The sequence below is a fragment of the Comamonas sp. A23 genome (assembly GCF_004522605.1).
In the GTDB taxonomy this organism is placed as follows: Bacteria; Pseudomonadota; Gammaproteobacteria; order Burkholderiales; family Burkholderiaceae_C; genus Comamonas; species Comamonas thiooxydans.
In genome coordinates this window covers 260,523-287,294 of the sequence record NZ_RSDT01000007.1, presented here as the reverse complement: position 1 = coordinate 287,294, position 26,772 = coordinate 260,523, and the positions used below count along the sequence as shown (strand labels likewise).

Sequence of the window (26,772 nt, the reverse complement as noted above, 5' to 3'; positions counted from 1 at the left end):
CACGCGGGCTTTGCCGGGCCATTCGGGATGGGGCGTGTTGCGGCCGTAGCCAATCAGGTCGCGTGGGTAGGAGGCGGTGGAATCGTAAGTCATAGGGATACGGATGAAAGTGCCATCGACAAATCGTTCGTTGGCAAATCGCGGTCGAAGGTCAGGCCTGCTTCCACGTGGTCCAGGTGCAGCTGCATCAGCTGCACCGCATGTTCGGCATCGCCCGCAGCCAGCGCGGTCACGATGTCGGCATGTTCTTCGTGCGAATGCTCGGCCGCCGATGCAGACTGGTACATCAGGGTGATCAATGCGCAGCGGGAAATCAGCTCGCCCAGCAGCTGAGCCTGCACCTCGTTGCCCATGAGCTCGGCCATGCGCACATGGAAGTCGCCCAGCAGCTCGGTGCGCTGGCCCACGTCATTGGCTTCCATGGCCTTCTTCTCGGCAGCCACATGCTGCTTGAGGGCGCGAATCTTGGCAGCGCTGCTTTGCTTGACAAAGCTGCGCACCATCTCGGCCTCGAGCATGCGGCGCACGGCAAACACCTGGCGCGCCTCGTCTACCGAGGGCGTGGCCACAAAGGCGCCGCGGGCGGGCTCGAGCCGGATGAGACGGTTTTGCGAAAGCTGAAACAGGGCCTGGCGCACCAGGGTGCGGGAAACTCCAAAGTGGTCGGCCAGCTTTTGCTCGGCCAGCTTGGTGCCGGGCATCAGGCGATGCTCGACGATGGCCTTGGTCAGGCTTTCGACAATGAAACTGGTGGTGGAAGTTTCCATAAATCCATCATAGCGGTTGAAGACAAGTTTTGTATACAGTTTCTGTTCACCAAACATGGTGTTTGTATCGATGTTCAGGCGCAGAAAGCTGTGCGCAAGCGCGCAAACCCAATGGGAGCAAGGGCTTGCAACATTGGTATTGCAAAGATCAGCAGTGTTGTGACTGGGGGCCCTCTGTAAGGGAAAAAAGCCCGAATGCACAATGCGCAGCTATGCAAGCACAGAATACATCCTCGCGCGCGCAGGCCGCGGCAACGCCTGTTCCCCAGCAAGACCCGGCTGGCTTTCTGCGTCATCTGTATGACGTGGCGGTGCGCAATGCCCTGCCCATCGAGGGTCTGGCGCGTCATCTGCCCAAGCCGCCCAAGGGCCGCACGCTGGTGCTGGGCGCCGGCAAGGCCGGCGGCTCCATGGCGCAGGCGCTGGAAGCTCTGTGGCCGCAGGATGCCCCGCTGTCGGGCCTGGTGGTGACGCGCTATGCACATATTCCCCCACGCCCCGAAGGGCTGGCCCAGCGCCTGGAGGTGGTGGAAGCCGCCCACCCGGTGCCGGACGCGGCCGGTCTGGCTGCGGCCGAGCGCATCCTGGCGCTGACCGAGGGTCTGACGGCCGACGATCTGGTGATCTGCCTCATCTCCGGCGGCGGCTCCTCCCTGCTGACGCTTCCCGCCGAAGGCATCGACCTGGCCGAGAAGCAGCGCATCAACAAGGCGCTGCTGGAGAGCGGCGCGGCGATTGGCGAGATGAACTGCGTGCGCAAGCACCTCTCGCGCATCAAGGGCGGTCGTCTGGCAGCCGCCTGCCATCCCGCCAAGGTGGTGACGCTGACCATCAGCGATGTGCCCGGCGACGATCCTTCGGTGATCGCCAGCGGACCCACGGTGCCGGACGCCTCGACCTGTGCCGACGCACTGGCCATCCTGGACCGCTACCAGATCGGGATTCCCGAGTCCGTGCGCGCTGCGCTGCAAGCCGGCGAGCTGGAGACGCCCAAGCCCGGCGATGCCCGCTTCGAAGGCCATGAGGTGCATCTGATCGCCACGCCCCAGCAGTCGCTGGAAGCGGCGGCGGCCGCTGCCCGCGCGGCCGGCATTGCCGTGCATGTGCTGTCCGACGAGATGGAAGGCGAGTCGCGTGAGGTGGGCAAGGTCCATGCGGCGCTGGCTCGTGCCGTGGCCAGGCATGACCAGCCTTTTGCCAGGCCCTGCGTGATTCTCTCGGGTGGCGAAACCACGGTGACCATCCGCCCGCGCCAACCCGGCGCGGCCAAGGGGCGCGGCGGCCGTGCCGGCGAGTTCTGCCTGGGTCTGGCCCAGGCCCTGCAGGGGCAGGAAAAGGTCTGGGCGCTGGCCGCCGATACCGACGGCATCGACGGTGTCGAGGACAACGCGGGAGCCCGCGTCTCGCCCTGCACGCTCAAGCGCGCGGCAGAGCTGAATCTGCGCATCAGCGATCACCTGGACCGCAACGATGCCTATGGCTATTTCTCGGCACTGGGCGATCTGGTGATCACCGGTCCCACGCACACCAATGTCAACGACTTCCGCGCCATTCTGATTCTTTGAAACCATCAAATTGAATAGCTGCTTGCGCAGGCTATTCAACGGTTTCAAATAGAAAAATATCTGCGGCCACCGTTCATCAAGCGGTAGCTGCTATTTTTATATAGCTGCAGTGTAAAACTGGCGCTACCCATCCCAGTGCTCCGAGCAAGAGCCGCCTCGCGGCGAAGGAGCAGTCCCCCTCCGTTAGCGCGCAGCGCGTACAGAGAGGGGAAGGCGGGGCCGCCTAGGCGCGAAGCGCCTCAGGGGGAGCTAGCCCCCTCTTGGCAGATCCTCCCACCAGGCATCGTCGAACTTGCCCTGCAAAAAGGCGATGAAGGACTGCACCTTCTGCGGCACCAGGCGCGGCGAGGGGTAGACGGCGTGGATTTCCTGCTCGGGCAGGCGGCAGGTCTTGAGCACTTCCACCACGCGGCCGTCCTTGAGCGAATCCTGGGCCACGTAGCGCGGCAGGGCCGCAATGCCCATGTGCGAGCGGGCCGCGGCCAGCAGGGCCGAGAGATTGTTGGAGCGCAGCCGCCCGGTGACGGGAATCGACACCGGCTCGCCGCTGGCATTGCGCAGGCGCCAGATATCGTTGCCCTGCACGCTGCTGTAGATCAGCGTGGAATGCTCCTTGAGGTCCGAGGGGCGGCGCGGCGTGCCGTGCTTGCGCAGATAGGTGTTGGAGGCCACCAGCACCCACGGATTGACGCCCAGCATGCGTGCGCCCAGTGAAGAGTCGGCCAGCTTGCCCAGGCGCAGCGCCACATCGATGCCGTTGGCCACCAGATCGGTGTAACGGTCCTCGAAGCTCAGATCGACCTGCACCTGCGGGTTGTGCTTCATGAAATCCATGGCCAGCGGAATGAGTACACGGCGCCCGAAGGCTACCGAGCTGCCGATGCGCAACTGACCCTGAACCTGGGTCTGGCGTACCTTGACCACGTTCTCCGCCTCCGCCACGTCGCTGACGATGATCTTGCATTTTTCGTAGTACAGCGCGCCGGCTTCGGTCAGGCTCACGCCGCGCGTGTTGCGGTTGAGCAGGCGCACCTTGAGGCGCGCTTCCATGGCCGCGACCTGCTTGGTCACGGTGGGCTGGGTTGTGGCGAATTCCTGTGCGACCTTGGTGAAGCTGCCGGTCTCCACCACGCGCACAAACATGTGCATCGCGTCGAGTCTGTCCATGGATTTGTCTCCTATTTATTCTTGGGTGGAATAAATTTTATGGTCTGCAAGCGGCTTCCAGCAAGCAAGGGTCTTGACTAAAGTTCAACCAAGTTTTTAGGAGACCCTCATGGCCAAAATGAAAGCAATCGACGCCGCAGTCCTGGTGCTCGAAAAAGAAGGTGTAACCGTGACGTTTGGTGTGCCCGGCGCGGCCATCAACCCGCTGTACGCTGCAATGAAGAACCACGGCGGCATCGGTCACATTCTGGCCCGTCACGTGGAAGGCGCCAGCCACATGGCCGAAGGCTACACCCGTGCGGTGGCCGGCAATATCGGCGTCTGCATCGGCACCAGCGGCCCTGCCGGCACCGACATGATCACCGGTCTGTACTCGGCCAGCGCCGACTCCATTCCAATCCTGTGCATCACCGGCCAGGCTCCCCGCTCGCGTCTGCACAAGGAAGATTTCCAGGCCGTGGACATCGCCTCCATCGCCAAGCCCGTGACCAAGTGGGCCACCACTGTGCTGGAACCCGCCCAGGTGCCGCGTGCCTTCCAGCAGGCCTTCCACCTGATGCGCTCCGGCCGCCCCGGCCCCGTGCTGATCGACCTGCCCATCGACGTGCAGCTGGCCGAGATCGAATTCGATATCGACACCTACGAGCCCCTGCCTGCCTACAAGCCAGCTGCTTCGCGCAAGCAGGCCGAGAAGGCCATCGAGATGCTCAACGAATCCGAGCGTCCCCTGCTGGTTTCCGGTGGCGGTGTGATCAACGCTGATGCTTCCGAGCTGATGGTCGAACTGGCCGAGATCCTGAACGTGCCCGTGATCCCCACCCTGATGGGCTGGGGCACCATCCCCGACGATCACCCCCTGATGGTCGGCATGTGCGGTCTGCAGACCAGCCACCGCTACGGCAACGCCAACATGCTGGCTTCGGACTTCGTGTTCGGCATCGGCAACCGCTGGGCCAACCGCCACACCGGCTCGGTCGAGGTCTACACCAAGGGCCGCAAGTTCATCCACGTGGACATCGAGCCCACGCAGATCGGCCGCGTGTTCGCGCCCGACTACGGCATCGTCTCCGACGCCAAGGCGGCTCTGGAGCAATTCGTTGCCGTCGCCAAGGAGTGGAAGGCTGCCGGCAAGCTCAAGTGCCGCAAGGCCTGGGTGGCCGAGTGCCAGGGTCGCAAGAACAGCGTCGAGTACCTGCGCAAGACCAACTTCGACAACGTGCCGATGAAGCCCCAGCGCGTCTACCAGTGCATGAACCGCACCCTGGACCGCGACACCACCTATGTGTCCACCATCGGTCTGTCACAGATCGCCGGTGCCCAGTTCCTGCACGTGTATAAGCCCCGCAACTGGATCAACTGCGGCCAGGCCGGTCCTCTGGGCTGGACCACTCCAGCCGCCCTGGGCGTGCGCGTGGCCGACCCCCAGCGCAAGATCGTGGCCCTGTCCGGCGACTACGATTTCCAGTTCATGATCGAAGAGCTGGCCGTGGGCGCGCAGTTCAAGCTGCCCTATGTTCACGTGCTGGTGAACAACAGCTATCTGGGTCTGATCCGTCAGGCACAGCGCGCTTTCTCGATCGACTATTGCGTGCAATTGGCGTTCGACAATATCAACATGGATGAGGGTGATGCGACCCGTGGCTACGGTGTTGACCATGTTAAGGTCGTTGAAGGTCTGGGTTGCAAGGCGATTCGCGTTCATCGCGCCGAAGACTTTGCCCCCGCCATGCAGCAGGCCGAAGCCTGGATGGCCGAGCACAAGACCCCTGTGGTGATCGAGTGCATCCTGGAGCGTGTGACCAACATCTCCATGGGCGCCGAAATCGACAACGTGGTCGAGTTCGAAGACCTGGCGACCGAAAAGGCCGACGCGCCCAGCGCACTGGCCCTGCTGGACTGATAGGAAAACTCCCCCTGAGCGGCTCCGCCGCTTCCCCCTCTCTCTGCGCGGGAGGGGGCGACGCCTTCGCTGGGGGGGCGCGGCCGGCTTAGGCCCTTGCTTGGCGTCTAGCGCCTGCAACTATTAACGATTACCGGAGACTTTTATCATGCCCCGTTTTGCAGCCAACCTGAGCATGTTGTTCACCGAGGTGCCTTTCCTCGAGCGTTTTGAGCGTGCCGCAAACGCAGGCTTTGAAGCCGTGGAGTTTCTCTTCCCCTACGCCCATACCGTGGAAGAGATCAAGGAGCGCCTCGACGCCACCGGCCTGAAGATTGTTCTGCACAACCTGCCCGCCGGCGACTGGGACGCGGGCGAGCGCGGCATTGCCTGCGACCCCAAGCGCGTGGATGAGTTCCGCGCCGGCGTGGCCAAGGCCGTGACCTATGCCCACGCCCTGGGTGTGCCCCAGCTCAACTGCCTGGCCGGCAAGGTTCCTGCCGGTGTTGACGCTGCCGTGGTGCGCCGCACTTTCGTGGAAAACCTGCGTTTTGCTGCCGCCGCCCTGAGCGCCGCCAACATCCGCCTGCTGATCGAGCCCATCAACCCCTTCGATATCCCCGGCTTCTACCTGAACCGCACGGACGATGCCCTGTCCATCCTGGACGAAGTGGGTGCGCCCAACGCCTTTGTGCAGTACGACATCTACCACGCCCAGCGCGTGGAAGGCGAGCTGGCTGCCACCATGCAAAAGCAGCTGGGCCGCATCGGTCACATCCAGCTGGCCGACAACCCCGGTCGCAACGAACCCGGCACCGGCGAGATCAACTACCCCTTCCTGTTCGCACACCTGGATCGCATCGGCTACGACGGCTGGATCGGTTGCGAATACAAGCCCGCCAACGGCACCGAGTCCGGCCTGGGCTGGCTGCAGAAGATCGGCGGCTGGAACAAGGTCGCAGTGGCTGCCTGAATGGATGACCAGGCCTGTGGCGCCTGCTCGCAAAGCGCCATCGGCCATCGAATTTGAGTATCAAGAAAACTGAGGAGTACAACCATGAACGCATCGTCTCTCAAGCTGGGCTTTATCGGTCTGGGCATCATGGGCGCGCCCATGTGCGGCCACCTGATTGCGGCCGGCCACCAGCTGTTCGTCAACACCGTGGGCAAGGTGCCTGCCAACATCGCAGAAACCAGCGCCACCCAGTGCACCACTGCTCGCGGTGTGGCCGAGCGTGCCGACATCATCTTCATCATGGTGCCCGACACTCCCGACGTGGAGAAGGTGCTGTTCGGTGAAGACGGCGTGGCAGCCGGTCTGAAGGGCAGCTCCGGCAAGATCGTGGTCGACATGTCCTCCATCTCGCCCGTGGCCACCAAGGACTTCGCCAAGCGCATCGAAGCCGCTGGTGCCCAGTACCTGGACGCTCCCGTCTCCGGCGGCGAAGTCGGCGCCAAGAACGGCACCCTGTCCATCATGGTCGGCGGCCCCGATGCAGCCTTCGAGCGCGTCAAGCCCCTGTTCGACAAGATGGGCAAGAACATCACCCTGGTGGGCGGCAACGGCGACGGCCAGACCGCCAAGGTGGCCAACCAGATCATCGTGGCGCTGAACATCGAAGCCGTGGCCGAAGCCCTGCTGTTTGCATCGCGCGCCGGTGCCGATCCAGCACGTGTGCGTGAAGCCCTGCTGGGCGGTTTTGCCTCTTCCAAGATCCTGGAAGTGCATGCCGAACGCATGATCAAGCGCACCTTCGACCCTGGCTTCCGCATTGCCCTGCACCAGAAGGACCTGAACCTGGCCCTGTCCAGCGCTCGTCAGCTGGGCGTGTCCCTGCCCAACACCGCTCAGGCACAAGAGCTGTTCAACAGCTGCGTGGCCCACGGCGGCGCTGCCTGGGATCACTCGGGCATGGTGCGTGCCCTGGAAATCCAGGCCAACTTCGAAATCGGTCAGAAGGCTGAATAAAGAGAGGTGGGGAGGGCGGCCACTGGCCATGCGTACGGCCAGCAGCCGCCTCAAGTAAAAGCCGCGCTCGGGGGAGCGCGGCTTTTTTTATTCAGCGTCAGTACCCCATGGTTTTTCCGTCGGGGTTGCGCGGATCCGAAGCGCCGCGCAGCAGGCCGTCTCGGATCTCGATGGTCTGAGTGCGGCCCATGGATGCCTTCAGTGCCACCTTGTGGCCCCATTGCCTGAGCAGGGCCAGCGTATCGGGGCTGAAGCCTTTTTCAACGCGCAACTCGTCTGGCGTCCACTGGTGATGAAAGCGCAGCGTGGCCGCAGCCTCGGCCGGGTTCATGCTGAAGTCGATGTGATTGACGACCTGCTGCAGCACCGTGGTGATGATGCGCGCTCCTCCCGGGCTGCCGGTGACGAGAACCGGCTTGCCGTCCTTGAGTACCAGGGTCGGTGTCATGGATGACAGCGGCCGCTTGCCGGCCTGCACGGCATTCGCGTCGCCGCCCACCAGACCATAGGCATTGGCCACGCCGGGCTTGGCCGAGAAGTCATCCATCTCGTTGTTGAGCAAAATCCCCGTGCCCCTGGCGACGATGCCGCTGCCGAAATTGGTGTTCAGCGTGTAGGTCACGGCCACCGCGTTGCCGGCCTTGTCCACCACGGAGTAATGGGTGGTCTGGTCGCTTTCATAAGGCTGGGGCCTGCCGGGCCGGATGTCCTTGCCGGGCCTGGCCTGCTGGGGTTTGATGCTTGCGGCCAGCTCGCTCGCATAGCTCTTGGAGATCAGCCCCTTGAGCGGAATCTTCACGAAGTCCGGGTCGCCCAGATACTCGGAGCGGTCGGCATAGGCGAGCTTCATGGCCTCGGTCATGTAGTGCACGCTTTGCGCGCTGTCGGCACCCCATTGATTCATGGGCCAGCGCTCCATCATGTTCAGGATCTGAATCAGGTGCGCGCCGCCCGAAGAGGGCGGAGGCATGGTCACGATCTGGTAGCCGCGATAGCTGCCGCGCACGGGCTCGCGCTCGGCCACCTTGTAGTCGCGCAGGTCTTGCAGGCTAAGGGCATTGGCGTGCGGCGCCATCTCCGCCACGATCTTCTGCGCGATCGCGCCCTCGTAGAAGGCCTTGGCACCTTGCTGGCTGATCAGGCGCAGGGACTGCGCCAGATCCTTTTGCACCAGCCTCTCGCCGCTTTGCAGCGGAGCGCCGTTCCTCCAGAAAACGGCCTGGGTGGCCGGCCAGCGGCCCATCTGCTTTTTTTCCTGCTCCAGGGTCTTGGCCAGGGTGACGCTGACGGGATAGCCCTTGTCCGCCAGCGCAATCGCGGGAGCCATGACCCTGGCCAGCGGCATGCTGCCCCAGCGCGAGAGCGCGTGCGTCATGCCGGCCACGGTGCCGGGCACGCCTACGGCGTAATGGGTGTAGAGCGATTTGCCGTCGATGACCTTGCCGGCGGCATCCAGATACATATTGCGTGACGCGCCCCTGGGTGCCACTTCGCGGAAGTCCAGTGCAATGTCCTTGCCGCTCCGCGCGTCGTGCACCATCATGAAGCCGCCGCCGCCGATATTGCCGGCATTGGGCAAGGCCACGGCCAGCGCAAAGCCTACGGCCACGGCGGCATCGACGGCATTGCCGCCCGCCTTGAGAATATCCACGCCGATCTGCGTGGCCAGCTCCTGCTCCGAGGCCACCATGCCGTTCTTGGCGATGACGGGGTGAAAGACATCCAGCTCGAAGTCATAGGCAGCAGCGGCTGCCTGGGCGGCGGCGGTCTGGGTGACGGCAGGCGCTGCAGCCTGAGCAGTGGCATCGTGACCGATGGCCGCGCGTTCGTTGCGGGCGGGCTCTAGCGTGGCCGTGCTGCTGCAGGCGCTCAGGCCGGTCAGAGCGATGAGCAGGCTGGCTGCCAGGGCGGTGGTGCGCAATTGCATGCGTTGTCTCCTGTTCGCTTGATGAGTCGGACCAGTGTATAGAGGCTGGAAAAGAAGCCAACCGGGCAGACCTGGCTATGTGCCTGAAAGTCAAGGCAGAAAAGCCTTTGATGGAGTACAGAAACTGTATACACTTTAGAAATCAAAGCGCTGCGCCCACGCGCGGGCAGACTTTGTGATGGCATAGATGTTTTAGGGCTTACGCAAACAGGAATGCAACAACGGCCTGCCTTCTGAGGCGTTGTCCTGCCTGAACCCGTTTTGCGTAAGTCGTGTGTTTGATACAACCAAGGGCAGTAGCAAACTGCCTGTGAGGAGATTTCCATGGGCCTGAGCACCCACGTTCTCGACACCATGAATGGCTGCCCCGCCGCAGGCATGGCTGTCGAACTGTTTTCCACTGAAGGCGACAAGGCCACGCTGATCAAGAGCCTGGTGCTCAATCATGACGGCCGTACCGATGCGCCGCTGTTCGACAACAACACGCTCAAGGTCGGCACCTACCGTCTGACCTTTGACGTTGCTGCCTACTTCAAGGCCCGTGGCGTGCAACTGCCCGAGCCCAGCTTTCTGAACAAGGTGAGCCTGGACTTCGGCGTGGCCAATGTGGAGCAGCACTACCACGTACCTTTGCTGGTCAGCCCCTGGAGCTACTCCACCTATCGCGGCTCCTGAGCGGGACGTGAGTCTCTCGAAGCGGGAGACATGGCAAAAACAAGAGCGGCTTGCGCACGTCATTTCAAGGTTTCAGCATTAAAAGGCATTGAAACCAAGATATGACAGGCGCAAGCCGCTCTTGTTTTTAAGGACTTATTTGCCCTTGGAATAGGCCATGGCCACGACCAGGGCGCTCACGAAATAAAAGGCCTGCAGCTCCAGCGCCCAGCCGCCGGTGTTGTTGAGCATCAGAATCTGCCGGGTGTGCATCAGCGCAAATGCCACCACCATATTCACCGCAATCACCAGTGCGGCGGGTACCACCCACAGGCCCACCAGCAACAGCAAGGGCGCGACCACTTCGCCCAGATAGACGGCATAGGCGAGAAATCCCGGTGCACCCAGACTCTCGATCTTCGCCTCTATGCTGCCTATGCCATAACGAATCTTGGCCCAGCCGTGCAGCAGCATGAGCAGGGCCAGGGTGACACGCAGCACAACCAGAGCTGCCTTGGGGTGGTGAAAGTAATTCCAGAACTTCATGAATTTCCTGTCGTCCGCGCGATGCTTATATCAACAATGCTAGCGCCTGTTTCAGACAATTCGTCTGATTGCCTATGGATGAGGCCAAGTGTTGTCTTGTGTTCATGTTGTAGGTCTTTTTCGACAACTGCTCTTGCCTTCTGTAGGCCAATGGCGCAAGCTGTAACCGCTGAGTTTTATCGGCAACGCTGCGCACTAGCATCGTGCCAACCCTGTTTCTGACAGCTTTGCATCGGGGGGATGTGCAAAAGCGACTCAATGTCGGACTGCAGGACCTTCTACCTCTGAAATGTGTCTACACATTCATCCCATGAAAGGATATAGGTATGCGTCAAATTTCTCTGCGTTCTGTTGCGATGGCTGCTGCACTGGCTGCCGGTGCCTTGACCATGACGGCCTGCACCACGACCAAGCCTGACACGACATCGGCTCCCCGTGCCGATTCCACAACGGTCAATACCCGTGCCAATGCAGCTCTGGAGCGCCTGTACCAGACCGCACCAGGATCCAAGGAAATGGTGCAACGCGCCAAGGGTGTGCTGATCTTCCCGTCGGTGATTGGCGGCAGCTTTGTGGTCGGGGTGGAGCATGGCCGCGGCGTGCTGCGCGTGGGCGGTCACAACCGTGGCCTCTACAGCACGACAGCGGCCTCTATCGGATGGCAAGCTGGTGGTCAGTCCAAGGCTGTGATCTATGTGTTCAACACACAGGAAGCACTGGACAAGTTCCTCAAGAGCGACGGCTGGTCCGTGGGGGCTGATGCCACCGTGGCAGCAGGCAAGATCGGTGCCAATGGCAGCGTGGACACCACGACCGCCCAGGCTCCGGTCACCAGCTATGTGCTGACCAACGCGGGCCTGGAGGCCGGTGTATCGCTGCAGGGCACGAAGATCACCAAAGTGGTCGAATAAGCCTCGCCTGGCTTGTTGCAACAAAAAACCGGCCTTGGCCGGTTTTTTATTGTCCGATGCAGCGGGCTGCATCGCTGTGCACTTTTACTGGCCCAGCTGACCTTCGGTCAAGGTGTCGAGCTGGAAGCGTCCCGACTTGTCCCACAGCCAGGTGTCGGTATAGGTCACGCTGCGACCCGGGGCCGGGAAGGGGGCGGCGGAGCGCACGGCTCGCTCGATCTCGGCCACCACTTCGGGGGCATGACCTGGCTTGCGCATCCAGTGCAGGTTTTTCACGCGGCCCTGGCCGTCGAGCTGAACCTGCAGCACGCCGATCGCATACAGCATAGGCGGCAGCATGCCCTGGTAGATGCGGCCGGAGTTGCGTTCATACAGATGCTGGGCAGCCTGCTTGCGATAGCCGGGGCTGGCCTTGTCGGCAGGCGTTGTGCCGATGGATGGGCTTTGAGGTGCGATCTGACAGGCGGTCAGCACCGCTGCAACGGCAGCCATCATCCCGGTCCGCAGCCAGTTCAGGGGGCGGCGGGCTGTTGTGGCGCGGGTGGGGTCGTGGGTTTCAGACATGACGTCAAGCGTAGCCGCAAATGGATGGAGGCAGCGGCCTGGGGGGCACAATTCTGACGCCTCCTCGTGAAAAATCTGCAACGACTCGTCAAAACCGGTCCGGATATGCATCCGATTAATGTGCTCATACGCTTGTCTGTCTATTGCGACTCGCAAAATGCATGAACATCGGTCATCAAAGCAATCGGCGTTCAGTCATGTGGAGCGAAACACAGCAAGGAATCTTGAACCGTCTGGCGCAGCAGCCGCTGTGCTGGGTGCAGGTACAGGCCACTCGTGGCTCCGTGCCCCGCGAGGAGGGGGCCTGGATGGCGGTGTTCGCCGATGAGGTGATGGGGACGATCGGCGGCGGTCATCTGGAATGGCAGGCCATTGCCCAGGCGCGCCAGCTGCTGGCGCAGTGGGACGCAGACCCCGCAGCCTTGCGCGAGCATGTCCAGCGGTATGCGCTTGGCCCCAGTCTGGGGCAATGTTGCGGCGGTGCGCTGGAGCTGCACTTTGCATGGTTTGACGCCCGCGATGCTCAACGTCTGCGGGCCTTGATGCCCGAGCCGTCGCAATGTGTGGCCTTGTTCGGCGCGGGCCATGTGGGGCATGCGCTGGTGCGCATTTTGCGCAGCTTGCCGTACCGCGTGGTCTGGGTGGACAGCCGTGATGCAGTCTTTCCCGTGGAGGAGCAGATAGGGGTGCAGTGCGAGCATTCCGATCCGGTGCAGGCCGCGGTGGCAGAGTTGCCGCCGCAGTCGCAGGTGCTCATCATGAGCTTCAGCCATGCCGAAGACCTGGAGGTGGTGGCGCAATGCCTGCTGCGCCAGCGCGAGCGAGGAGATCTGCCTTTTGTGGGGTTGATTGGCAGCAAGACCAAATGGGCCAGTTTCAGCAGCCGCTTGCGCAGGCGAGGGTTCAGCGATGCAGAGTTGGCTCACATCACCTGCCCGATCGGCGTGCCGGGCATTACCGGCAAGGAGCCCGAAGTGATCGCTGTGGCGGTGGCGGCACAGCTTCTGCAGCGCTTGTCTGCGAGCTGATGGTGCAATGAATGCCCTGATCTGGTGCGTGTGGCCGCAAACATGCTGTTACCTGCCCTAAAAATCAGGCCCGATCCTTGCATATCGCTCTTGTATTAGGGAAATCTCTAGGGTGGTTTATCCCTGATTCGAGAGTTGTGGCAGCAAAAATTGCATACACTTTCGGTCGACAGAATGGTCGCAGCGGTGCCCCGTGTGTAACGTCCGGGAGCGCGGCCTTTTCTTCTGCTCAGAGCGCCCGCAGTGGTGAGCAGGTTGTTCGGCAGCCCCACGCTGCCAAGGTTGAGAGCTATGGAAAGCTACATTCTCGACTGGGCCGGCCTGCTGTTGCGGTGGCTCCACGTCATTACCGCGATCGCCTGGGTCGGTTCCTCCTTCTACTTTGTGTTCCTGGACAGCAGCTTGACGCCGCCCGTGGATGACGACCTGAAGAAGCAGGGCGTTAACGGCGAACTCTGGGCTGTGCACGGTGGCGGTTTCTACCACCCCGTCAAGTTCAATGTGTCTCCTCCCAAGATGCCGGATCACCTGCACTGGTTCTACTGGGAAAGCTACACCACGTGGCTGTCCGGTTTTGCCCTGCTGACGGTCTCCTACCTCTGGAACGCCAACATCTACCTGGTCACTCCCGGCGACCCCAATGCCATGAGCACCGGCGCTGCCGTGGCTTCGGCTCTGGGCTTCCTGGTGGTCTTCTGGCTGCTGTATGACTTCATCTGCCGCACTTTCGGCCAGAAGAAGAATGGCGACGCCACCGTCGGTGCCATGGTTCTGGTTCTGGTGTGTATCGCAGCCTACCTGGCCTGCCACATCTTCCCCGGCCAGGCAGCCTTCTTGCTGATGGGCGCGATGATCGCGACGTCCATGAGCGCCAACGTGTTCTTCTGGATCATCCCTGGCCAGCGCAAGGTGGTGGCTTCGCTCAAGGCTGGTGAGCCTGTGGACCCACGTCACGGCCAACGTGCCAAGCAGCGCAGCGTGCACAACACCTATTTCACGTTGCCCGTGCTGTTCGCCATGCTGTCCAATCACTATGGCTGGTTGTACAGCCACAAGCTGAACTGGCTGGTGCTGATCGGCATGATGTTTGCCGGCGCTGCCATTCGCCAGTTCTTCGTGATGCGCCACGGCTACAAGCTGGGTCGCAACAGCCACCCCTGGCCTTACGCTGCTGTCGGCGTAGCTGCTCTGCTGGCCGTGTTTGTCTGGCTCAAGCCTGCTCCTGTGGCTGCAACCGCTCCTGTTGCTGCAGCGCCTGCCGCTCCTGCTCCAGCCGCGACTGCTGCTCCTGCAGCACCCGCTGCCACTGCCGAGCCAGCGGCCCCCGCCGCCGAAGGCGCTGCACCGGCAGCCGCTGGTGGCGAAGGCTTCGCCAAGGTCAATGCCATCTTCCAGCAGCATTGTGTGGTGTGCCACGGCACTGCCATCCAGCAAAAGGCGGTTCGTCTGGACTCCCCCGAAGCTGTGAAGTCGCACGCCCAGCAGATCTACCAACAGGTGGTGCAGCTGAAGAAGATGCCTTTTGGCAACCCTGCGGCTCTGTCGGATGACGAACGCAACCTGATCAAGACCTGGTACGAGTCCGGCGCTGCCGTGAACTGACCATCAGCTATTCGGGGCAATTGAAGTCGTAGGCAGCGATCTGGTATCCATGCGGCTTTCTGTGGAGCTAGGTTGCGTCAGCAAAGCCTAGACTCCTTCTCCTCGTAAAAAAGCGCTCCTTGTGAGCGCTTTTTTTATTGAGATTCAACACTCAAGCTTCGGCGATGCGGTGTTGAACAAGACGACTGCAGCAAATGAAAGTGTGAAGTCTGCCTTGGCCTGAGGACTCAACTGATCCCTGCTAAACGGCTTTCAAGCGTGATCGATAACATGCCGGCGTTTCACCGAAGGTCCGGCGAAACAGGCTGATGTAAGCGCTGATACTGGCATAGCCGAGATCCAGTGCAATGGCTGTAATGCTTATGCCTTCGGCAAGCATCTCAAGTGATCGCAATAGGCGTACGCGCTGGCGCCAGGCAGTGAAGTTAAAGCCTGTCTCGCTGACAAACCTGCGACTGAGAGTGCGCGAGCTGATGGCTCCGAAACTTGCCCAGTCATCGATGTTGCGCTCGTCGGCTGGATTGGCTATCAAAGCTTTGGCGATACGCTGCAGACGCGCATCTGCTGGTATGGGCAGGCCAAACTCCTCAACCGGCAGGCTTCTGATCTCGTCCAGAACCACAGCGCATATATGTGACTGTGCTTGACTCGATTGATCGGAGGCTTGCGACATGGAGCTGGCAATACGCAGCACCGCTTCGCGCAGCAGGCCCGATACCCGGATGATGCAGGGCTGTGCCGGCAAATTGGCGCATGCGGCTTCTGCCACATAGGCGCTCCAGCCATGGTAGGGGCCGAAGGAGCGCCCCGCGTGAGCATGATGGGGAGGAAGCCAAACGGCATGTATGGCCGGCACCACCCAGAGACCGCCATCGACCTGCACCGAGATCAAGCCTTTGATTGAACCAAACAATTGACCGCGTGCATGCTGATGCATCTCGGAAGAGAGTTCACTCTCCAGCATCCGAGTGGCCGCTACAACACTGGGCCCGTCAGGGGAGTCCATATAGGAGCCCAACAGATGCATGAGATCAGGCATGGCGGATTTGAGTTATCTAATGGCCGATAAATTCTACAGCCGCCATATCACCTGGGCCTACGCTTGCAACTTTCCTCAAACACAGGAGTTTCACGTGCCTTCATCAAAAGACTCGGCAGATCAAGGATTGCACAAGAGCAGTCGGTCAGATGCGGTTGATCTGAATCGGCTGTACGCGCGCCCAACGGAGCGAATTCAAAAAGCGGTTCTCGATCATTTGATGGATTTCCACAAGGCGTATTTGGCAAAAGCGACGTTTTTCTGTCTTGCCACGGGAGATGGGAATGGCTTGGATGCATCGCCACGCGGAGGTCCTCCCGGTTTCGTACGGGTACTGGATGCACGCACCTTGGTTTTTGCGGACTGGCCCGGCAACAATCGCATTGCCTCCTTGCGCAATCTTCAGGATGACGACCGGTTGGCGATGCTGTTTCTCTTCCCTGGTCTGGAAACCTTTTTGCGAATCAATGGACGCGGTCGAGTTTCATCCGATGGTGACTTGATGCAAGAGTTGCGAGAAGGGGTCAAGCTGCCAAAAACTGCAATAGTGATTCGGATCGATGAAGTGCTGTTCCACTGTGGACGAGCCATCAATCGCGCCCGGTTGTGGCGCGACGAGAGTCATCTGGACCCCAATCATCTGCCTACAGTCGGAGACGTGATGGCTGGCCTGGCCCAATTGCAGGGTGACGCTCAATTCACATCAGAGCAGATCGTTCACGCAAATGAGCGCTACTCAAGTGCCGTAAGAACCGAGCTTTACTGAGCGCTCACAGCTTCGCTCTATTTCTGCCCATCTCTGCCGCATGCCCTGCGGTTTCGCAGGACTCGAATTACTTGTTGATGCGAGCGCCGATCTTGGGGTCTGGCCTGCTTTCGAGTAGCCCCAGGGCTCCTGCTATCAAGGCTTGAGTTCCCTCAATCAGTTCTGCCTCCATTTCTGCCTCTTGCAGTTGCCAGTCCGCTTCCTCAATCGGCTCCAGACGGGCTGCGGAATACACCGTGTCGGCCGCAGAGATGCAAAAGAAGGTCACGGTGGAGAGCAGCCAGCGTGATTGTTCCTTGGTGATGCCGTAGGCCTGTGCAATATGGGCCTGATGGGCGCTGATCTTCTCCAGCATGGCCGGTGTGGCCGCCAGGCGGCGAATCACGAAGGGCGTGACGCCGGGGTGCGCTTTTACGAACTGTCGTGTGGACGCAGTGAACCCCATAAGGTATTCCTCCAGCCCAATCTGCTGAGGGCTTGTTGCCTGCGGCAACTCCCAGCGCTTGAAGATTTCCTCTGCAATCAGGTGTTTGAGTGCTTCCAGGCTTGGCACATGCTTGTAGAGCGCCATGTGGCTGACGCCCAGTGCAGCGGCAACGCCGACGAACGTAATGCCAGGAAGGCCGATGGCAATTCCGGCGTCTGCAATTTTCTCTCTGGTGATGGAGCGTGGTCGCCCACGAGTCGAGGGCTTGGGTGTGTGGGGCATACGCTGGTTCTCAGTCTCTGGGCGAGATTGTCGGCGATTCACATCACTTGTCGTAGACCTATTACTTGAATCGTTTTGAATTAGTTTATCATCATGCAACTAATTCGCATCTAGCTTCTCGTTCGCATCTTTGCGAGAGATAGCCTTCTTCCATATCGAATGTCTACCTCTGAATCGCTTGCAGTTGCTGCCAGACCCGCGCAGCCGATCGCCCGGATATTCGCGCCTGTTCGCGGGCGCTTGATGCTTGCTGGTCTGAGCGCTGCGGTTGGCACCATGTTCACGCTGGTGCCACTGGCGGTCATCGCGCATACCGTCAAGCAAGCCTTGCTCGATGACTTGGGGGGCATATGGGTCAGCATCGCTGTCGGAGTGCTGTGCATGTTCGTGGGCATGGGTTTGGTGATCGTCGCCGAGCTGATCGCGCACCTGGCAGACAACCGCCTCACTTACGATCTGCGCATTGCTGTAATCAAGCGGTTGTCGCAAGTGCCTTTGGGCTGGTTTACTGCCCGCGCCTCAGGGGAGGTCAAGCAGGCACTACAGGACGATATCGCGACGCTGCACAGTCTGACTGCGCATTTCTATACCGCCGTGGGGCGTGCGGCCGGGGCGATCGTGATTGCAGTGATTTATCTGTTTGTGCTGGATTGGCGCATGGCGATCTTTGCGCTACTGCCATTTCCCGGATTCTTCGTTTTTCTCAAACGCGCAATGAAAGCCAGCAATGCTCACATGCAGGAGTTCGTTGCGCGACTGGGGCGGATCAACAGCGCTACGGTGGAGTTTGCGGGAGGGATTCCGGTCATCAAGGCCTTTGGTGGAGCGAGCCCGGTCCACGCAGGTTACAGAGATGCCGTGGATGGATTTGCCAGTGCCTTTACGGATTTCACTCGCCCGCTGGTGATCTCCATGGCTCGTGCGCATGCATTGATTGCGCCTGTGACCGTCCTCGGTGTGGTGCTGGCTTCTGGCGCTGCGTTTGTTGCCATGGGCTGGATGCAGCCTCTTGATGTATTGCCGTTCGCACTCGTCGCGCCCGGTATTTGTGCGCCGCTTTTGCTTTTGCATACCTTGCTGCATGACCTGCAGGGTGCAACCGGTGCGGCCCAGCGCGTGCTGGCATTGCTGGACACTCCGGTGCTGCCGCAACCGACGCCGGGGCAGCCATCGCATCCTGAAGGCAATGCCGTGCGTTTCGAGCAGGTGGGTTATGCGTATGCGGCAGAGCATCAGGTGCTGTCCGGCATCAGCTTTGACATGCAGCCCGGCACCGTCACGGCCGTGGTCGGCCCTTCGGGTTCTGGAAAATCCACGCTGGCACGTTTGCTGTTGCGGTTTTTCGATCCCGCACAAGGGCGCATCACTCTGGGTGGAGTCGATTTGCGGCAGATCACCAGCACAACCCTGTATCAACGCATTGGCTTTGTGCTGCAGGAAGTGCAGCTGATTCACGCCAGTGTGCGCGAGAACATTGCGCTGGCCCGTCCATCGGCCACTATTGAGGAAATCGAGGCCGCAGCCCGCGCAGCCCACATCCACGATCGCATTCTGGCGTTGCCGCGTGGCTACGACTCCGTGGTGGGCGAGGATGCGCAGCTCTCCGGCGGGGAACGCCAGCGCCTGAGCATTGCCCGGGCAGTGCTGCTGAATCCGCCCATTCTCGTGCTGGATGAAGCTACCGCATCTGCAGATGTGGAAAGCGAAGCCTTCATTCAGGACGCACTTTCTCGCTTTGCACGCGGGCGCACCTTGCTGGTGATTGCACACCGGCTCGACACCATCGTGCATGCGGATCACATTCTGGTGCTGCGCGATGGAGAGATTGCCGAGCAAGGCAGACATGCGCAACTGCTGGCTGAAGACGGTCTCTATGCGCGGCTGTGGCAGCTGGGTGCTTATGCCAGCCCGATGCCAAAGAGTGAGCTGCCATGCTGAAGACCTTTTTGAAGTTGCTGGGTGATGATGCACGCCTGCTGCACCGCTACACATGGATGGCTGTTGCCTACGGTGTGCTGTGCGGTCTGACGATGGCGGCGCTGCAACCGTTGCTGACGCATTGGTTGCAAGGTGACTGGCGTGCAGCCATGGGCTGGCTATGCGTGCTGCTGCTGGGTGTGCTGCTGTCATGGATTGCCAGACGTGTCGTGGAGCAGGCGGGCATCTGTGTCGGCGTGGCGGTTCTGCAAAGCGGACGCCATCGCCTGGGCCTTCATATGGCGAGCCTGCCCATCGGCTGGTATACGCCGAAAAATACTGCGCGCATCGGCCATGTGGTGACGCAGGGGATGATGGGCATTGCGCAATTGCCAGCGCATGTTTTCACTCCACTCATCAGTGGTGCGGCCACGGCCGTGATCGTGTTGGTGGCACTTCTGGTTGTGAGTCCGGTCCTGGGGCTCACTGCGCTGATTGCGCTGCCATTGCTTGCAGGGTCGTTCGCATTGACTTCGTCGATGTCGGCGCGCGCCAATGCCGCTTTCCAGCGCGACTTTGCCCAAGCCAGTCAGCGTGTGGTGGAGTTCGCGCAGGCCCAATCCGTGCTGCGTGCGTTCAGCGGCGATGGCCGCAGTACACGCTTTCTGGAGCAGGCCATCACCGAGCAACGTCAATCCGGACTGCGGCTGGTGGTGTTGTCATCGCTGTCCTCCGTATTCTGTGTATGGACCGTGCAGCTGATCTTTGCCGTGCTGTTGGTGGTCGCGATCTCCGGTTTGAACGCAGCATCCGGTGGCTCCTTGTCCATAGCGCAAATCATTGCCTTGACGGTTGCGTTATTGCTTGTGGTGCGTTTTATCGAGCCCTTGCAGGAAATCGCCGGCTACGCAGAAGTGCTTAGGAGTGCAGGCTCGCAGCTGCAAGCAGTACAGGAGCTATTTGCCGTGCAGCCGCTGCCGCAACCGAAGCAGGCAACACTTGTTGGCGATTCTTCCGTGGAGTTGCGTGATGTGCGGTTTCAATATCCAGGGTCTGCAGATGAAGTGCTGCACGGTGTGAGCTTGCATGTGCCGCCGCGCAGCATGACGGCGCTGATAGGTGCATCTGGTTCCGGCAAGTCCACGGTGATGCGACTGATCGCCCGTTTCTTCGATGCCACGCAGGGCGAGGTCTTGATCGCAGGCGTGGATGTCCGTGACATTGGCGATGCGCAACTGGCCGGGCAAATCAGCCAGATCTTTCAGGATAGCTATCTGCTTTGCGGCAGCATTGCCGACAACATCCGCATTGGCAAATCGGACGCCAGCGATGCGCAAGTTCTGCAAGCTGCGCATCAGGCCGGGCTTGATGAAGTCATTGCGCGACTGCCAGACGGGGTGCTGACGATGGTGGGCGAAAACGGCGCACGTCTTTCCGGAGGCGAACGCCAGCGCATAGCGATTGCCCGGGCCTTGATCAAGGAGTCCCCCATCCTGCTGGTGGATGAAGCCACTGCTGCGCTGGACGCAGAGAACCAGTCCATCATCGCTCAAACACTTGCACGGCTGAAGGGGCAGCGCACGCTCATCGTGATCGCACACCAGCTCTCCACCATTGCCATGGCCGATCAGATTGTGGTGCTGGAAGGCGGCGGTGTGGTAGAGAGCGGATCACCTGCGCAGTTGAAGGCAAGGCAGGGTCGCTATGCCCAGTTGCTTGCGCAGAGCCGCGCTGCCAAAGGCTGGCGGATGGACGCCGTGCAGATGTCCGGGGATGCCGTGTGATGCGCAAGCGTTGGTTGCTGGTGTTTGCTGTGCTGTGCGTGGTGTCCGTGCTGCTGGGGGCGCGACAGATGGTGTGGTCGGATCTGCTTTCATTCTCCGGCGATGCCTGGCTCACCCTGACTGCAAGCCGTTTGCCGCGTTTGGCGGCGCTGGTGCTTACGGGGGCGGGTCTGTCGGTGTGCGGCGTGATCCTGCAGCACATCGTGCGCAACAAGTTTGTGGAGCCGGGCACCACAGGGGGGCTGGATGCGGCCAAGCTCGGTATCTTGGTGGCGCTTACCGTGATGCCTGCTGCGGGAACCCTGAGCCGGATGCTGTTTGCGCTGGTGTTCTGCCTGATGGCAAGTCTGCTGTTCATAGCCGTGATCCGACGCATCCAGTTTCGCAATCTGGTGCTGGTGCCCGTCGTCGGTCTGATGTACGGCAGCGTGCTCACCTCGATTGCCGAGTTCTATGCATACAGCCACAACATCCTGCAAAGCATGCAGGGCTGGTTGCTGGGCGACTTTTCCCGCGTGGTGCAAGGCCATTACGAGATTCTCTACCTCATTTTTCCGGTGGTGATGCTGGCCTATTTGTATGCGCACCGCTTCACTGTGCTGGGTATGGGCGAAGACATCGCCACGAGTCTGGGCCTGGGTTATGCAGCCACGGCCATCATCGGTTTGGTGCTGGTGGCATTGACGATTTCTGCCACGGTGATTGCCGTGGGGGCGATTCCTTTTGTGGGCCTTGTTGTGCCCCAGCTGGTTGCCATGCGCTGTGGTGAGAACTTGCGACGCACATTGCCACTGGTGGCTTTGGGAGGTGCATCCCTGCTGCTGGCCTGCGACATTGCAGGCCGCCTGATGATGTACCCGTTCGAGGTGCCTATCGGCCTTACTGCCGGTGCGGTGGGCGGTGTGATGTTCCTGGCGCTGATTGTGCGGGGGCTTCGCTGATGCGCATGTCGTTGACCAAGACCTGCTGGTTCGCAGCGCTGTCGATTGCACTCCTGGCGCTTGCTTTTGTGCTGCTGGGCTCCGGACTGGATACGGATTATGTGATCCCCAAGCGCCTTGTACGCCTTGCGTCGATTGTCATTGGCGGGATCTGCGTGGCTGTGTCGGCCATAGTGTTTCAGGCACTGGTGAACAACCGCATTCTGACGCCCTCCATCATGGGTTACGAGGCCGTGTATCTGCTGTGGCAAGCCATGCTGCTGTTGCTGCTGGGTACACATGGCTTGAGCATGCTTGGCGTACACGGGAATTTCCTCGTCTCCGTGCTGCTGATGCTGACCTATTCATGGGCACTGCAATGGTGGCTGTTGCGCCGCGGCCGCAATGATGTCTATGTGCTGCTGCTGCTCGGTCTGGTGCTGACCATGGTGATCGGCACGTTCACCCAGTTTGTGCAGCTGCGCATCAGCCCCGGCGAGTTTGCAGTGTTTCAGGGCGTGAGCTACACATCCTTCAATCGTGCCAAGCCGCAGACTTTGCTCTATGCCGCCATTGCGGTAGCGCTCGCCTGTGCCGTGGTCCGCAAGACGCTGGCGGTGCTGGATGTGCTGGCCCTGGGGCGTGAGCAGGCCATTTCTCTGGGCGTGCCGCATGGCCGGTATTTGCAGCTCTACCTGGCGCTGATCGCCATTTTGGTGGCGCTGTCCACCAGCCTTGTGGGACCCACGGCCTTCATGGGCATCTTTGTGGCCAACATCGTCTACGCCCTGGTGCCGTATGCACGCCACCGCGTCACGCTGCCGCTGGGGTGTGCGGTTGCCATTGCCATTTTTCTTGCCGCTCAACTGCTGGTTGAGCATGTTTTCAACTACAAGACCACCGTCAGCATTCTGGTGAATCTGGTGTGCGGTGTGTATTTCCTGGCACTGATTGTGCGCAAGCGGGGTGCAGCATGATGGGGGTCCACCATCTTTCCAAGCAATATGGCGGCGGGGCGGTGTTGTCAGACGTGAGCGTGGAGTTTCCTGCCCAGCGCGTCACATCGCTGATCGGACCCAATGGTGCGGGCAAGTCCACGCTGCTCATGCTGATGGCGCGCTTGCTGGAGCCTAGCAGCGGTGCGATTCAGTGGCAGGCACGTGACGTCAGCCGAATTCCCGTTGCCGAATACGCACGGCATGTTGCCACGCTGCGTCAGGCCCCCGGCTTCAATATGCGCCTGACGGTGGAAGAGCTGGTCGCTTTTGGACGTTTCCCGCATAGCCGTGGCGCGCTGACTGTTCACGACCGCCAAGCCATGGATGAGGCAATCGCCTTTCTGTCTTTGGAGCCGCTGCGTCACGCTTTCATCGATGAGATCAGTGGCGGTCAGCGGCAGATGGCATTTCTCGCAATGACGATTGCGCAGCAGACAGATGTGCTGCTGCTTGACGAGCCACTCAACAACCTCGACATGAGGCATGCCGTACAGATCATGCGCGCACTGCGTCGCCTCTGCGACGAGCAGGGCCGCACCGTGATTCTGGTGATTCACGACATCAACTTTGCGGTCAATTACTCGGACCACATAGTCGCGCTCAAGAACGGAGCACTGCGCTTTCACGGCCCGGCCCAGGACGTGGTGACCGAGACGCGCATGGCCGATCTGTACGAGCTGGATTTCGAGATCACGCGCAACCAGCGTGGCTGTTTCTGCAATTACTTCACATCCAGGGAAGATCACTCATGAATTCGTTGCGCAGGCAACTCCTGCTCTCTGTTGCCGGCGTGGCGGCTTTGTCCTTCGCGCCCGGCATGGCTCACGCCTATGAGCCTGTTTCCATTCGTCACAAACTGGGCACCACGCTCATCAAGCGTCTGCCGCAGCGTGTGGCGGCGCTGGAGATGAACGAGGTGGACTTCCTCGATCAGCTTGGCGTGCCCGTTGCGGGAATGGTGAAGGACTACGTTCCCCATTTCCTCGCCAAGTACAAGGGCGACGCCAAGGTGCAGGATCTCGGCGCCATCGTACAGCCCAATCTGGAGCGTGTGCACGCGCTGAGGCCGGATCTCATCCTGATGACATCGCTGCAGGCCGGCAAATACGAGGAGCTGGCTGAAATTGCCCCCGCCTTGTACTACGAGGTGGACTTCAAGAACAGCGAGAAGGGACATATCGAAGTCGTCAAGAACCATCTGCTGACCCTGGGCCGCATATTCAACAGGGAAGGGCTTGCCAGCGCCAAGGCTGCAGAGCTGGATGCACAGGTTCAACAGGTGCGGCGCATCACGCAAGGTCGGCCGGAGCGGGCCATGATCGTGTTGCACAACAACGGAGCTTTCAGCTCCTTCGGTCTGCAATCGCGTTACGGCTTCGTATTCAGCGCGCTGGGCGTGAAGCCTGCAAGCTCTGCGCTGGAAACCAGTCTGCATGGGCAACCCATCTCCAGCGAATTCATCCAGCAGGCGGATCCGGAGATCCTTTATGTGGTGGATCGCACTGCGGTGATGGAGCGCCGCCCCGTCATCAATGCCGATGGCATTGCCAATCCCTTGTTGCGCCAGACCAAGGCCTGGAAGAACGGGCGCGTGGTGTTTGTCGATGCAGATGCCTGGTACACCACAGGTGCCAGCCCAAGCTCACTGAAGCTGTTGTTTAGCGATGTGCTCAAGGGCTATTCGCGCTGATTGCTTCTTTATTTGTCGTAGCCAGGTCCATACCCAGCCAGCAGTTCTATTAAGCATGCGGTGCAAAAACGTCATGCATGTATCGACAGGAATCGGGTATGCCCAAGAACCCAGGTCTCATTTCACTCAACTCTCTGACGACTCCTCCATTTGCGCGCCGGCGTAGCGTGATGTGCCCCTATGTGCTGCTGGGACTGGCCATGGGCAGTCAGCTGGCGGGAGCGGCGCACGCCCAAGTGCAGACCAGCGAGGCCGAGGCCACGCTGCCACAGGTCACCGTGCAAGAAAAAGTCGCTCCCGTCACCGCTCCCTATGCGGGGGGGCAGGTCAATTCCGGCGGTCGTGTCGGCCTGTTGGGAGACAAGGACTTCATGGAGACGCCCTTCAACACCATCAGCTATACCGAAAAGTTCACGCAGGATCGTCAGGCACAGACCATTACCGATGTGATCTCTGCCACCGATCCCACGGTGTTCAGCAATGGGGTTGCAGCGTCATGGAGCGAGAACTACTCGATTCGCGGTTTCTCTTCGAGCAGCTCCGACATGACGCTGGGCGGTCTCTACGGCATGGCTCCTTACTACCGCACCACGCCGGAGATGTTCGAGCGCATCGAAGTCCTCAAAGGACCGTCCGCATTGCTCAATGGCATGCCCCCTGGAGGATCAGTGGGGGGATCCGTCAACCTGGTTCCCAAACGCGCTGCCAGCGATCCCATCACGCGACTGACCACCACCTATATGTCGGATTCGCAGTTTGGCGGCCATATTGATCTGGGGCGCAGGTTTGGCGCAGACAAGCAGTTCGGCATCCGCTTCAATGGTGTTTACCGTGGAGGTGAAGGGGCGGTAAACCAGCAGGACAAGAAATCCAGGCTTGCATCGCTGGGCCTTGACTGGCGTGGCGATCGAGCCCGGATCTCCGCCGACTTCTACACCAGCGACGACCGCGTGAACGGCGTGACACGCGGCATCAGTCTGGCCCCGGGTGTGGCCATTCCCAGGCCGCCCAAGCCTGAGACCCTGCTGAACCCCAACTGGTCGCATGTGCACAATCAGGACAAGGCCGCGATGGTGCGCGGTGAATTCGATGTGAACGACCAGGTGATGGCCTACGCGGCCTTCGGCGTCAGCAAAACCGACTATGAATACAACGGCGCGATGTCGGCTCAGGTGCTCAACGCTGCGGGCGATTTCAAGACCGCCATGGGACAACTGGCCTTCGAGCAGAAAAAGCGTTCGGCAGAAATGGGTCTCAAGGGAAGGCTCCAAACCGGAGCCATCAAGCATCAATGGGCGCTCAATGCAACGCACTATGCTCACAAGCAGGACGACTATGGGCGCCGTAGCGTGCCGGGCGCAGACTGGACTACCAACCTCTACAACCCGGTCTGGGGACCGGAAGCGCCCTTTGTTGCTCCGCATATCTCGCACACCGAGGTGCGCCTGGCCAGCTATGGCCTGGCGGACACCATGTCATTTGCCGAAGATCGTGTGCAACTCACCCTGGGCGTGCGCCGCCAGCAAGTGGTCAGCGACGCCTTCAGCATCACCACGGGGGCGCGCACTTCGCGATATGACCAGAGCGCCACATCACCTGCCGCAGCCTTGCTGTTCAAGGCCACAGAACATGTGTCGGCTTACGCCAACTACATTGAAGGCCTGAGCCAGGGCGCAACCGCACCAATGACCGCTGCAAACGCGGGTGAAGTGTTTGCGCCTTACAAGACCAAGCAGAAAGAAGTGGGCGTCAAACTTGATCTTGGGGAATTCGCGCACACGTTCAGTCTGTTCGAGATCACACGCCCCAGCAGCTATACGGACCCGGTCACCAATATCTTCTCGTTCGGCGGAGAGCAGCGCAATCGCGGCATCGAATGGGGCTTCTGGGGATCGCCGCTGCGTGGCGTACGCATGATGGGCGGGATTGCCTACACCGCGCCCAAGCTGACGCAGACCGCTGGCGGCGTCAATCAGGGCAAAGTCGCCACGGGGGTGCCCAAGCTGCAAGGGAAATTGGGTGCTGAATGGGATGTTCCTGCCATTCCCGGGCTGACTGTTACGGGTAATGCAACGGCGGTGTCCAAGCAATATATCAGTGCGGACAACAGCCTTTGGGCGGCAGGTCGTGTGACCTACGACCTCGGTGCACGCTATGCAACCAAGGTCGCCGGCAACCCAGTCACGTTTCGCGCGACGCTGCTGAACGTTTCCAACAAGGCTTATTGGGGCATGCCACTGCTGTCCAGCTTGGCACTGGGGGCACCGCGCACGCTGGCGCTGTCGGCAACGGTTGACTTCTGACGCGGGTGTGCTGAAGTTTGCAGTCCGGTCTCTGGTCTCCAGGTGGACGATGCTCTTGCTAATTCCG

General features: G+C 60.7%; 23 protein-coding genes. 16 read left to right on the top strand and 7 right to left on the bottom strand.

What is annotated here, in order from left to right:
• Positions 1-89: 89 nt before the first annotated feature.
• Entirely contained in the window at positions 90-767 is a 678-nt protein-coding gene (locus EIC84_RS17340) for a GntR family transcriptional regulator (protein ID WP_134737333.1), read from the bottom strand.
• A 212-nt stretch (positions 768-979) separates the two neighbouring features.
• Here EIC84_RS17340 and EIC84_RS17335 point away from each other — a divergent pair, with 212 nt between their 5' ends.
• On the top strand, positions 980-2,332 hold the full coding sequence (locus EIC84_RS17335) for a glycerate kinase (protein WP_003063997.1): 1,353 nt from the start codon (positions 980-982) through the stop codon (positions 2,330-2,332).
• A 249-nt stretch (positions 2,333-2,581) separates the two neighbouring features.
• Here EIC84_RS17335 and EIC84_RS17330 read toward each other — a convergent pair whose 3' ends face one another.
• A complete protein-coding gene (locus EIC84_RS17330; protein WP_003052436.1) occupies positions 2,582-3,499 on the bottom strand; it encodes a LysR family transcriptional regulator in 918 nt (305 codons plus the stop codon).
• Positions 3,500-3,608: 109 nt separating this feature from the next.
• On the opposite strand from EIC84_RS17330, the gene gcl reads away from it, so the two are divergent.
• From gcl to glxR, 3 genes are all read left to right on the top strand, one after another.
• Positions 3,609-5,399, top strand: coding sequence for a glyoxylate carboligase (gcl, locus tag EIC84_RS17325; protein WP_003063995.1), 1,791 nt, complete (start codon positions 3,609-3,611; stop codon positions 5,397-5,399).
• A 148-nt stretch (positions 5,400-5,547) separates the two neighbouring features.
• Complete coding sequence (gene hyi / locus EIC84_RS17320) at positions 5,548-6,351, top strand: hydroxypyruvate isomerase (protein ID WP_003063993.1); 804 nt, start codon at positions 5,548-5,550, stop codon at positions 6,349-6,351.
• Positions 6,352-6,435: 84 nt separating this feature from the next.
• Complete coding sequence (gene glxR / locus EIC84_RS17315; protein WP_003063991.1) at positions 6,436-7,347, top strand: 2-hydroxy-3-oxopropionate reductase; 912 nt, start codon at positions 6,436-6,438, stop codon at positions 7,345-7,347.
• 97 nt (positions 7,348-7,444) lie between these two features.
• Here glxR and ggt read toward each other — a convergent pair whose 3' ends face one another.
• Positions 7,445-9,274: a gamma-glutamyltransferase gene (gene ggt / locus EIC84_RS17310; RefSeq protein WP_134737332.1), complete on the bottom strand. Its 1,830-nt coding sequence runs from the start codon at positions 9,272-9,274 to the stop codon at positions 7,445-7,447.
• A 324-nt stretch (positions 9,275-9,598) separates the two neighbouring features.
• Between ggt and uraH the strand changes: the two genes are divergently transcribed.
• Complete coding sequence (gene uraH / locus EIC84_RS17305) at positions 9,599-9,949, top strand: hydroxyisourate hydrolase (protein WP_003070903.1); 351 nt, start codon at positions 9,599-9,601, stop codon at positions 9,947-9,949.
• A gap of 135 nt (positions 9,950-10,084) precedes the next feature.
• Here the strand turns inward: uraH and EIC84_RS17300 are convergent, their stop codons facing one another.
• The gene (locus tag EIC84_RS17300; protein WP_003052449.1) at positions 10,085-10,474 is read right to left on the bottom strand and encodes a DoxX family protein; all 390 of its coding nucleotides are present in this window, start codon (positions 10,472-10,474) and stop codon (positions 10,085-10,087) included.
• 326 nt (positions 10,475-10,800) lie between these two features.
• On the opposite strand from EIC84_RS17300, the gene EIC84_RS17295 reads away from it, so the two are divergent.
• Positions 10,801-11,385 carry a YSC84-related protein gene (locus EIC84_RS17295; RefSeq protein WP_003067122.1) on the top strand — a complete coding sequence of 195 codons (585 nt, stop codon included), beginning with the start codon at positions 10,801-10,803 and terminating at the stop codon, positions 11,383-11,385.
• 84 nt (positions 11,386-11,469) lie between these two features.
• Here EIC84_RS17295 and EIC84_RS17290 read toward each other — a convergent pair whose 3' ends face one another.
• Positions 11,470-11,880, bottom strand: coding sequence for an energy transducer TonB (locus EIC84_RS17290; protein WP_080746019.1), 411 nt, complete (start codon positions 11,878-11,880; stop codon positions 11,470-11,472).
• Between the two features lie 266 nt (positions 11,881-12,146).
• Between EIC84_RS17290 and xdhC the strand changes: the two genes are divergently transcribed.
• On the top strand, positions 12,147-12,977 hold the full coding sequence (gene xdhC / locus EIC84_RS17285; RefSeq protein WP_003067126.1) for a xanthine dehydrogenase accessory protein XdhC: 831 nt from the start codon (positions 12,147-12,149) through the stop codon (positions 12,975-12,977).
• Between the two features lie 291 nt (positions 12,978-13,268).
• Entirely contained in the window at positions 13,269-14,579 is a 1,311-nt protein-coding gene (locus tag EIC84_RS17280) for a urate hydroxylase PuuD (protein ID WP_003067128.1), read from the top strand.
• A 241-nt stretch (positions 14,580-14,820) separates the two neighbouring features.
• Here the strand turns inward: EIC84_RS17280 and EIC84_RS17275 are convergent, their stop codons facing one another.
• Positions 14,821-15,618, bottom strand: coding sequence for a helix-turn-helix domain-containing protein (locus EIC84_RS17275; RefSeq protein ID WP_034362435.1), 798 nt, complete (start codon positions 15,616-15,618; stop codon positions 14,821-14,823).
• Here EIC84_RS17275 and EIC84_RS17270 point away from each other — a divergent pair.
• On the top strand, positions 15,617-16,384 hold the full coding sequence (locus tag EIC84_RS17270) for an MSMEG_1061 family FMN-dependent PPOX-type flavoprotein (protein WP_003067131.1): 768 nt from the start codon (positions 15,617-15,619) through the stop codon (positions 16,382-16,384). The genes EIC84_RS17275 and EIC84_RS17270 overlap by 2 nt on opposite strands.
• A 67-nt stretch (positions 16,385-16,451) precedes the next feature.
• Here EIC84_RS17270 and EIC84_RS17265 read toward each other — a convergent pair whose 3' ends face one another.
• Positions 16,452-17,093, bottom strand: coding sequence for a TetR/AcrR family transcriptional regulator (locus EIC84_RS17265; RefSeq protein ID WP_003067135.1), 642 nt, complete (start codon positions 17,091-17,093; stop codon positions 16,452-16,454).
• Between the two features lie 243 nt (positions 17,094-17,336).
• Between EIC84_RS17265 and EIC84_RS17260 the strand changes: the two genes are divergently transcribed.
• The 7 genes from EIC84_RS17260 (at position 17,337) to EIC84_RS17230 (ending at position 26,705) form a co-directional block, all read left to right on the top strand.
• On the top strand, positions 17,337-19,031 hold the full coding sequence (locus tag EIC84_RS17260; RefSeq protein WP_237704471.1) for an ABC transporter ATP-binding protein: 1,695 nt from the start codon (positions 17,337-17,339) through the stop codon (positions 19,029-19,031).
• Positions 19,025-20,794, top strand: a complete 1,770-nt coding sequence (locus EIC84_RS17255; RefSeq protein WP_003067137.1) for an ABC transporter ATP-binding protein — start codon at positions 19,025-19,027, stop codon at positions 20,792-20,794. Before EIC84_RS17260 ends, EIC84_RS17255 begins: the two co-directional genes overlap by 7 nt.
• Complete coding sequence (locus EIC84_RS17250; RefSeq protein ID WP_003067138.1) at positions 20,794-21,735, top strand: ABC transporter permease; 942 nt, start codon at positions 20,794-20,796, stop codon at positions 21,733-21,735. The genes EIC84_RS17255 and EIC84_RS17250 overlap by 1 nt, the downstream gene beginning before the upstream one ends.
• On the top strand, positions 21,735-22,691 hold the full coding sequence (locus EIC84_RS17245; protein WP_003067139.1) for an iron chelate uptake ABC transporter family permease subunit: 957 nt from the start codon (positions 21,735-21,737) through the stop codon (positions 22,689-22,691). The genes EIC84_RS17250 and EIC84_RS17245 overlap by 1 nt, the downstream gene beginning before the upstream one ends.
• Entirely contained in the window at positions 22,688-23,464 is a 777-nt protein-coding gene (locus EIC84_RS17240) for an ABC transporter ATP-binding protein (protein ID WP_034362439.1), read from the top strand. Before EIC84_RS17245 ends, EIC84_RS17240 begins: the two co-directional genes overlap by 4 nt.
• Entirely contained in the window at positions 23,461-24,402 is a 942-nt protein-coding gene (locus EIC84_RS17235) for a siderophore ABC transporter substrate-binding protein (RefSeq protein ID WP_003067141.1), read from the top strand. The genes EIC84_RS17240 and EIC84_RS17235 overlap by 4 nt, the downstream gene beginning before the upstream one ends.
• A 98-nt stretch (positions 24,403-24,500) precedes the next feature.
• Positions 24,501-26,705 carry a TonB-dependent siderophore receptor gene (locus EIC84_RS17230; protein ID WP_034362443.1) on the top strand — a complete coding sequence of 735 codons (2,205 nt, stop codon included), beginning with the start codon at positions 24,501-24,503 and terminating at the stop codon, positions 26,703-26,705.
• Positions 26,706-26,772: the final 67 nt, after the last annotated feature.